This is a genomic window from Rhizobium sp. P1_E1 (genome assembly GCF_056406015.1).
The window spans coordinates 1-9100 of sequence record NZ_JBFUAY010000180.1 but is presented as its reverse complement, the minus strand read 5'-3'; the positions used below and the strand labels follow the sequence as shown (position 1 = coordinate 9100).

Annotated in this window: 9 protein-coding genes; 2 read left to right on the top strand and 7 right to left on the bottom strand. The window is 61.3% G+C overall.

Annotation, left to right across the window (positions count from 1 at the left end):
• Positions 1 to 108 precede the first annotated feature (108 nt).
• The 6 genes from AC1D1Z_RS30340 to AC1D1Z_RS30315 all read right to left on the bottom strand — a co-directional run bounded on the left by AC1D1Z_RS30340 (position 109) and on the right by AC1D1Z_RS30315 (position 6140).
• Complete coding sequence (locus AC1D1Z_RS30340; protein ID WP_017958201.1) at positions 109 to 1206, bottom strand: ABC transporter substrate-binding protein; 1098 nt, start codon at positions 1204 to 1206, stop codon at positions 109 to 111.
• Between the two features lie 51 nt (positions 1207 to 1257).
• Entirely contained in the window at positions 1258 to 2298 is a 1041-nt protein-coding gene (locus AC1D1Z_RS30335; protein ID WP_018449098.1) for an ABC transporter permease, read from the bottom strand.
• Positions 2299 to 2316: 18 nt separating this feature from the next.
• Positions 2317 to 3813, bottom strand: coding sequence for a sugar ABC transporter ATP-binding protein (locus tag AC1D1Z_RS30330; RefSeq protein ID WP_115157870.1), 1497 nt, complete (start codon positions 3811 to 3813; stop codon positions 2317 to 2319).
• Positions 3814 to 3921: 108 nt separating this feature from the next.
• Positions 3922 to 4815 (bottom strand): NAD(P)-dependent oxidoreductase, encoded by an 894-nt coding sequence (locus AC1D1Z_RS30325; RefSeq protein WP_131646981.1) that lies wholly within the window; start codon positions 4813 to 4815, stop codon positions 3922 to 3924.
• Between the two features lies 1 nt (position 4816).
• Positions 4817 to 5362, bottom strand: a complete 546-nt coding sequence (locus AC1D1Z_RS30320; RefSeq protein ID WP_131646982.1) for a gluconokinase — start codon at positions 5360 to 5362, stop codon at positions 4817 to 4819.
• 13 nt (positions 5363 to 5375) lie between these two features.
• Complete coding sequence (locus tag AC1D1Z_RS30315) at positions 5376 to 6140, bottom strand: SDR family oxidoreductase (RefSeq protein ID WP_131646983.1); 765 nt, start codon at positions 6138 to 6140, stop codon at positions 5376 to 5378.
• A 135-nt stretch (positions 6141 to 6275) separates the two neighbouring features.
• Here AC1D1Z_RS30315 and AC1D1Z_RS30310 point away from each other — a divergent pair, with 135 nt between their 5' ends.
• Together AC1D1Z_RS30310 and AC1D1Z_RS30305 are read left to right on the top strand one after the other, a co-directional pair.
• Positions 6276 to 7217, top strand: a complete 942-nt coding sequence (locus AC1D1Z_RS30310) for a 2-hydroxyacid dehydrogenase (protein WP_131646984.1) — start codon at positions 6276 to 6278, stop codon at positions 7215 to 7217.
• 10 nt (positions 7218 to 7227) lie between these two features.
• Positions 7228 to 8259, top strand: a complete 1032-nt coding sequence (locus AC1D1Z_RS30305) for an L-idonate 5-dehydrogenase (RefSeq protein ID WP_131646985.1) — start codon at positions 7228 to 7230, stop codon at positions 8257 to 8259.
• A 75-nt stretch (positions 8260 to 8334) separates the two neighbouring features.
• Here the strand turns inward: AC1D1Z_RS30305 and AC1D1Z_RS30300 are convergent.
• Positions 8335 to 9100, bottom strand: a 766-nt coding sequence (locus AC1D1Z_RS30300; protein WP_477852563.1) for a substrate-binding domain-containing protein, incomplete at its 5' end; no start/stop codon positions are given.

Genomic DNA, 9100 nt, shown 5'->3' with positions numbered 1-9100 from the left:
ATCGAATGATCATAGGTTCTCTTTTCCAAAACTCGCCGGAGCTGGATCCATGGTGGTGTGTTGTCGGAACATCAGGGCGTATCGGTCGATACGCCCTGATTGGGAGGGTTATTTGCCCCAGATTTTCTTGTATTGATCGCGATAGCCGTTGTCGGGATCGAAGCTGTTCTTCGGTCCACCGTCAAACTCGACGTTTTGGCTGGTCACCACATGGAGCGGCGACACGTAGCCCGACCAGGGAGCGCCCGCAAAGGCGCGGTTCAATTCGTCGACGAGCTGCCAGCCCTGGAGGTTGAGCGGCTCGGCGACCGTGACGGCCTGGAACTGCTTGGCGCGGATACGCTGATAGGCGCTCTCCGAACCGTCGCCGGCTGCGACGTTTACCGGCTTTCCGTCGCCTGCAATGCCGGCCGAGGCAAGCGAAGGTCCCATGAAGTCGTAATAGAGGTCGTTGATCGCCAGCGAATGCGTCCACTTCGCGCCATACTTCTGCAGAAGCGAGGTGGTGAGCTGCGGCATGCGCTGAGAGGTTTCGGCAATCGGCGTGTCGACATATTCGAGCACCGTGCCGCCGAGATCCTCGATCTCCTTCTTCATACGATCGGCCTTGGCAATCGCGATCGCATAGGTGGAGTCGGTAAAGATGATGACACCAGGCTTGCCGCCGGCATCGGCAAAGGCCCAATCCGCCGCAGACTTCGAGACTTCCATCGCATCGGTGGTGACGTTTGCGAAGACACCGACTTCGGGAACCGGACCGACGGCCGAAGCGGCGTGCCAGGAAACCATTGGAATGCCGGCAGCCTTGGCTGCTTCCATCGCCGGCTTTTGTTCGACCGCGTCAAAGCCGTTGATGATGATGCCATCCGGCTTCAGCGCCATGGCCTGGCCGAACGCCGCGGTCCGTCCGCCGATCGAACCGGCGCCGTCAAGCGCCTTGACCGTCCAGCCCAGCGCGCCTGCCGCTTCCTGCACGCCATTGACCACGCCGAGGATGCCACCGTTTTTCATATCGCCCGCAAGAATGACGATGTTCTTTCCGGCAGCGCCCTTGGGGCCGCTCGTCGGGCCATCCCAGGCGCTCACCTTGGAAGCATACTTCTCCACCACGGCCTTGGCGTCAGCCATTGAATCGGCCAGTGCCGGCATGCTGAGCATAACGGCGACGGTTGCGACCGTTGCCTGCAATAACGTTCTGCGCTTCATGTTCACTCCTCCATTTTGTTTGTTATGAAATGCCGGGTTGAGCCGGCATCCTCATTTGGATGCGGGTGTGATCCTCCTCACAGCTCCGCGCTTGCGCTGGGCGTAACCTGCTATGCCGATGGCAATCAGCAGGGTGACGCCGTTGAACAGCGGTTCGACGAAGAACGACCCGCCGAATTGCTGAATTCCTGATATTCCGACCGCCAGGATGATGACGCCGATCAAGGTGCCCCAGACGTTCACCCGTCCGGGCTTGATCGTCGTCGATCCGAGGAACGCGCCGACAAGCGCCGGCAGGAGATATTCGAGGCCGACGCTCGCCTGGCCGATGCGCAGCTTCGAGGCGAGAAGAACCCCGGTCAGAGCCGCAAGCAGCCCCGAGGTGACGAATGCGCCGATCACGAATTTGCGGACGGGAATACCATTGAGTGCGGCGGCCTTCGGATTGGCGCCGATGGCGTAGAGATAGCGGCCGATCGGCAGGTATTCGAGCACGATCCACATGCAGATCGCAATCAGCAGCACGTAGAAGCCGGTGATCGGCAGGCCGAACAGCATGGTGCCGTTCAGCGCATAGAATCCCTCCGGCAGGACGCCGACCACCTGCCGCCCGCCGGTGTGCCAGAGGGCAAGCGCGTAGAGAACCGTTCCGGTGCCGAGTGTTGCGATGAAGCTGTCGATCTTTGCGACTTCGACCAGCAGCCCGTTGATGAAGCCGGTCAGGACGCCGAGCGCGAGGACGATGACAACCGCGACCGGCCAGGGCAGGCCGTAGGCCGTTTGCAGGCTGATGGCGAGGATGTGCCAGAGCACGATGCCATAGCCGACGGTCAGATCGATGCGACCGGATGCCATCGGGATCATCGCAGCGAGCGACAGAAGCGCAATGATTGCCTTGTCTGATACAATCGAGCGGACGTTCAACACGGTCGGGAACGTATCGGGCAGAAGGATCGAGAAGATCACGATCAGACCGACGGTCAGGATCACCAAACCGTAAACCGGGATCAGGCGCCCGATCTTCTGTCCGGTGGACAGACCGGCCATTTCGCTCTTGGTCGGCTCCAGAGCCGTGGATTCAATGGATTGCATGGCTGTTCTCCCGATGGCTCAAGCGGCTTCCGACGCGGATGCGGCCGTGATGACCGCCTCCGTCGTCAGAGCGCTTCCAGTCAGTTCGCTGACGATTTTGCCGCGCGAGAAAACCAGCGCGCGGTGGCAGATATGGGCGATTTCCTCAAAGTCCGTCGACACCACGACAACCGCGAGACCGGCCTCGAGCGCCTGGGTGATCAGACGGTAGATCTCCGCGCGCGCTCCGATATCGACGCCGGCGGTCGGATCTTCTGCGACCAACAGCTTGCGGCCGGTCGCCAGCCAGCGGCCGACGACCACTTTTTGCTGGTTGCCGCCCGACAGGGCCTCCACCGGCAGATCCGGATCGTTCGGCCGCAGGCCGACGGAATGGCCGATCTTATGGGCAAGATCGGCTTCGCCGCGCGGCGACAGGAAGGACAAAAGCCCACGTCCGACGGCTCCCGGATTGAGATAGGTATTTTCCCGAATGGAAAGCGAGAGCGCCACGGATTCCTCCGTCCGGTCACGGGCAATCAAGCCGATGCCCGACGCCATAGCGCGCCGCGGGCTGGAAAGGTCGGGGGCCTCGTCATGCAGCAGAACCGAGCCGTTGAAGGGCTCGCAACCGAACAGGGCGCGGCCGATCCGTTCCTGACCGGCGCCACGCAATCCAGCCAATCCCAAAAGCTCGCCCTCGCGGATATCGAACGATATCGCGCCCGTGCCGGCGCAAACGAGATCGCGAACCTTGACGATCGCCTTGCCGGGCGTGATCTGGGTCTTGGAAAACAGGCTGTCACCGCTGCGGCCGATGATCATCGTCACCAGCTCGTCGGGGGTCGTCTCGCTGACGGGCTTCTGACCCACCATGCATCCGTCGCGCAGAACGGCGACCCGATCGGCAATCCGGAAAATCTCGTCCAGCCTGTGGGAGACGTAGATCATCCCGACGCCGCGATCCTTTAAGGGGCGGATCGCGTTGAACAGCCGATCGACTTCATCGGCGGGAAGGCTGGCCGTCGGCTCGTCGAGCACCAGCACGTCGGCTTCGACGGCAAGCGCACGGGCAATGGCGACAAGCGATTTTTCGGTGCGCGACAGCGCCGAGACCCGCGTCGTGGGATCAAAGTCGCAGCCGACCAGTTTCAAGGCTTCCTTGGCACGCGCCTGCGTCCTGTTCCAATCGATCAGGCCGCGACGCATCGAGAAACCCTGCGACAGGCCCATGTTCTCGCCGACGGTCATCCACTCGATCAAGCCGAGATCCTGGTGGATGAAGGCAACCGGCTGCCGCTCGTTCGGCTTCGGGGGGCGATGATGGTAGCTCTGGCCGCGAAACAGGATGTCGCCGGCATCGGGCTTGTAGATGCCCGCAAGCGTCTTGATGAGTGTCGATTTGCCGGCGCCGTTTTCCCCCAGCAGCGCGAGGATTTCGCCCTCGCGCAGATCGATCGAGACGTCCCGCAGCGCTTGCGTGCCGCCGAAGCTCTTGGTGATCGACTGGAACTCCAGCAGTCTCTTGGCTTCCACTGTGGCTCCTCCCAAAGCTGCGGTTGTCATTGGTCGTATGTTATCGATAACATTTATGGATGGTCAAGCGGAAAGATGACGATCTCGAATTTCTCAGCGAGATTGACGTCAGCCGGCCTGAAATCCGTCGAGAAGACGCATCATCTCGGCGGAGTCCTTCGACCCGAGGCCGGCAGCGCAGAGCAGGCGGTGAATTTCGACCACGGAGCCGGTCATCGGCAATGGCGTCTTGGTCTTCAGCGCGAAGGCCTGAAGTGAATCCAGGTCCTTCAACATGTTGTCGATTCGGCCTGTCGGCGAGAAATCCCGGGCGGCGAATTTTGCCATGAATTCCTGCATTATCCGGCTGTCCGCCCTGCCGCCCGCAAGGGCTGCCGGAATGGCGGCCGGATCGACGCCGCCAGCTTCGGCGAGCTTCACCGCCTCGGCGACGGCCTGAAACAGCACGGCGCAAAACAGCTGATTGATCAGCTTCGTGGTCTGCCCGGCGCCGGATGCACCCATCAGCGTGTAATTGGCGGCAAGATGCCGCATCACCACGCGCGCCCGTTCGAAATCCTCAGCGCTGCCGCCGGCCATAATCGTCAGGCGTCCGCTCAGCGCACCTGGCACGCCGCCGGAGAGCGGGCAATCCACCCATGCCATGCCCGTTTCCCGACGCAGCCGCATCGCCATCTCAGCCGTCTCAGCGGGGTCGATCGACGACATGTCGATCAGCAGCTTGTCGGCATTTGCAGCCGCCGCAACACCCTTTTCGCCGAAGACGACAGCGCGGACGATGCTGGCGTGATTGAGGCTCAGCACACAAAACGCCGACCGTGAGACCGCTTCCTCCACAGAGCCGGCCGCGCGTGCGCCCTTGGCCGCCAAAACCGCGACTTTTTCGGTATCCAGGTCGAAGACGGAGACCTTATGCCCGGTTTCGATCAATCGGGTGACGATCGCGGTTCCCATGATGCCGGCGCCGATGACGGCGACATCTGCTCTGTAGTCATCCTGCATGTTAATCTCCTCCCTTGACGGCCATGCCGCTCAGTCCCTTGCAAGCCAGTGCCACAATATCATCCAAGGCATTGTCGATCGCCACTGTCACCACACCAGCTTCACCGGTCGGCGGCTCCAGTGTCTGCAACTGGCTGTCGAGCAAAGTCGCGGGCATGAAATGGCCCTGACGAGCCTGCATGCGCGACAGCAGCAGATTGCGGGACCCTTCGAGGAAAACAAAGGCGAGATGCCCGTCCGCCGCCTGCCTCAACCTGTCCCGATAACTTCTCTTCAGCGCCGAACAGGAAATCACCAGCCCTTGCGATGCTCTTTGCGCGGTCTTTATTTCCTCGCCGATCCGGTCGAGCCAGGGCAGGCGGTCGTCGTCAGTAAGCGGTATGCCCTGCGCCATCTTCTCGACATTTCCAACGGGGTGGAGTTGGTCGCCCTCCAGAAACGGCACGTCGTTTCGAGCGGCGAGATGCTCTCCAACCGAGGATTTGCCGCAGCCGCTGACGCCCATGACGACGACAGCAAGAGGCCGTGCCTTTTTCTCGAAGTCCATGATCTCGTCTCTATCAGAGGCAGGTCGTGATGCCGCCGTCGACATAAAGCGTGTGCCCGTTGATGAACGACGAGCCGCGGCCTGCCAGGAAAACGGCGGCACCCACCAGTTCCTCGACATTGCCCCAGCGTCCGGCCGGCGTCCGCTTCTCGAGCCAGGACGAGAACTCGGGATTGTCGACGAGTGCCTGGTTGAGCGGCGTCTTGAAATAGCCCGGCGCAATCGCGTTGATCTGCAGACCGTACTTGGCCCAGTCTGCGCACATGCCGCGGGTCAGATTGCGCACCGCGCCCTTGGTCGCGGTGTAGGGAGCAATGCCGGGGCGCGCCAGTTCGCTTTGAACGGAGGCGATGTTGATGATCTTGCCCTGGCCGCGGGCGATCATGGGCTTGGCCGCTGCCTGGCCGACGTAGAACACGCTCGAAATATTGGTGGTCAGCAGCAGCTCCCATTTGTCCGCCGGAAAATCTTCCAGCGGCGTGCGAAACTGCATGCCGGCATTGTTGATCAGGATGTCGAGCGGCCCGATATCGGCTTCGATCGCGTCTATGCCTTCTTTGGCAGCATCCTTGCTGGTCACGTCGAAGATCGCCGCATGGGCAGACAGGCCCTGATCCTTGAGGCTCTCGACCGCGCGTTTGACGCTTTCGGGTGTGCGGCCGTTGATGATCACCTCGGCGCCATGCTGCGCCAGGCCTTCGGCCAGGGCATAGCCGATCCCCTGGCTGGAGCCGGTGATCAGGGCAAGGCGTCCGGCAAGATCAAACAAGTTCTTCATGTAAATCACTCCTCCAGTCTCGCCGCAGGAGACGGCTTCAACTGCCGCTGACGGTGAAACTCACTTGACATCCCCTTTCCGAATTATATGTTATCGATAACATAATCAACTGTCAAAATGCGGGATGGAAACGGAATGCCTGAGGTAGAAATCTTGATGGTCGGAGCTTATCCGGAATGGGACATGGTGGATCTGGAGGCGAACTACCGCATCCATCGCCTGTGGGAAGCGGCRGACCGGCACGAGCTGATTTCCAGTGTCGGCAAGGATATCCGCGCCATAGCGACCCGTGGCGAACTCGGAGCGTCTGCAGAACTGATGGCGCAATTGCCGAAACTGGAAATCGTCTCCTGTTACGGCGTCGGCACCGACGCAATCGACTTGTCCTATGCCCGCGCCAACGGCATTCGCGTCACGAATACCCCTGATGTGCTGACCGAAGATGTCGCCGATATCGCCATCGGACTGCTGCTTGCCACGGCGAGGCAGGTCCCGCAGGCCGATGTTTTGGTCCGCTCCGGCCAGTGGGGCAGTGTCGCCATGCCGCTGGTGACGCGCGTCTCGGGCAAGAAGGTGGGGATCGCCGGCATGGGGCGGATCGGCAAGGCGATCGCCAAGAGGGCTGCCGCTTTCGGCTGCGACATCTCCTATTTCGCCCGCCATGACCACGCGGATGTAGCTTACGCCTATGAACCCGACCTGGTCGCGCTTGCGGATTGGGCCGACTTTCTGATCGTCATCGTCCCCGGTGGGGAGGCGACCATGAAGATCATCAATGCTGAGGTGCTTAAAGCGCTCGGTCCAAACGGCATCTTGATCAATGTTTCGCGCGGGACGACCGTCGACGAAGAGGCGCTGATCGCAGCGCTTCAACACCTTACCATTCAGGCGGCTGGCCTTGATGTCTTCCTGAATGAACCCAGGATCGATGCGCGTTTCCTGACGTTGCAAAACGTCGTGTTGCAGCCCCATCACGGCTCTGGCACTGTCGAGACCCGGAAGGCCATGGGCCAACTGGTCAGAGACAATCTCGCTGCGCATTTTGCAGGCAGCCCGCTTCCAACTCCCGTCGTGTGAGGGTCCCGATATGAAAGCCATCGTCATTCATGCCGCCAAGGATCTGAGGATCGAAGAGCGCGAGCCGGAGGTTGCGGGCGCCGGGCAGGTTGAGATTGCCATCGAAGCCGGCGGCATCTGCGGTTCCGACCTGCATTATTACAATCACGGTGGGTTTGGCACCGTTCGCCTGCGCGAACCGATGATCCTCGGCCATGAGATCGCCGGCACGGTCAAGGCGCTGGGTTCCGGCGTCACCGACCTTGCCGTCGGAGACCGTGTTGCGGTTTCCCCGAGCCGGCCGTGCAACCATTGCCAATATTGCCTGAAAGGACAGCAAAACCACTGCCTCAACATGCGGTTTTACGGCAGCGCCATGCCGATGCCGCATATTCAGGGCGGTTTTCGCCAGCGGCTGGTGGCAGAGCGTTGGCAATGCCACAAGGTCACGGACGGCATTTCCATCCATGAGGCCGCGTTTGCCGAACCCTTTGCCGTGACGCTGCATGCGGCAAACCGCGCCGGATCGCTGCTCGGCAAACGGGTCCTTGTTACGGGTTGCGGCCCCATTGGGATGTTGGCGATCGTTGCGGCGCGCGTTCTCGGCGCCCGCGAAATCGTTGCGACCGACGTGACCGACAGCGTTCTGGCGATTGCCCGCACCAGCGGTGCCGATCGAACGATCAATGTTGCCACGCATGCTTCCGACCTTGCGGCTTACAGCGCTGACAAGGGATACTTCGACGTCATGTTCGAGGCGTCAGGCAATGAGCGGGCGGTGCGCGCTGGCCTGGAGACGCTTAAGCCGCGCGCCGTTCTCGTCCAGCTCGGCCTTGGCGGCGATGTCTCTATCCCGCAGAACATGATCGTTGCGAAGGAAATCGAGATGCGCGGCACATTCCGCTTTCACGAGGAATTTGCGCTCGCGGTCGAACTGATCAACGCGCGTCGCGTCGATCTGAAGCCGCTGCTGACAGGTGTCTTTGGGATCGAAGAGGCCGTTGCCGCCTTCGAACTGGCAGGTGACCGCAGCAAGTCCATGAAAGTGCAGATTGCCTTCTGACCGACTGCATGATCCCTGCAGTCATTCAAAGTGTTGCAGCGCCGCGCATCCGAAAAGACGCGCGGCGCTTTAGTCTCAAGCGGTCGGCGCGCCGTTCCGGTCCGTGCTTTCGCGCAAGACAACCTTGTAGCCGGTCAATGTGATCTCATCGCCGGTCGAGTCGCCGGTATGGAGGGTATCCAGCAGGCGGGCAGCCGCCTGGCGGCCGATGCCATAACAGTCCACATTGATGGTGGTGATGCGCGGATGGCAGATGGACGAGATCTCGTAGTCGCCGAAACCGGCAATGGCGATGTCCCTTGGAACCTTCATTCCCCGGCGCGTGCATTCCATGATGGCGCCGAAGGCGGAAAGGTCGGAGACGCAGAGAACCACTTCTGTATCCGGCCAGCGCTCCAGCAGGCTGACGATTGCCTGGCCGCCTTGTTCCATGGTGATAGGCGGGACGCCGAAGGAAATCATCCGTCCCGGTCCCAAGCCGAGTTCTTCGACAGTTTTCTGGAAACCGCTTCGCCGCTGGCTGCCGCGCGTATCGCGCGCCGTCGTTCCGCCGATATAGCCGAACTTCCGATATCCCTGGCCGGCTAGCGTCCGCACCAGCAAGGCCATCGCCTCGCTGTTGGAAAAGCCGACGACCTGATTGATCGGATTTTCCGGAAGTTCCCAGGTCTCGACAACGGGAATGCCGGCTTTTGCGAGCATGCGCCGCGCGCGTGCCGTGTGCGAACCACCGGTCAGGATGATGCCTTCAGGACGGCGGCGCAGCATCGCCTCGATCAGTTCTTCCTCTTTCTCCGCCGAATAGTCGGTATAGCCGAGAAGGAGTTGAAGGCCGGTATTC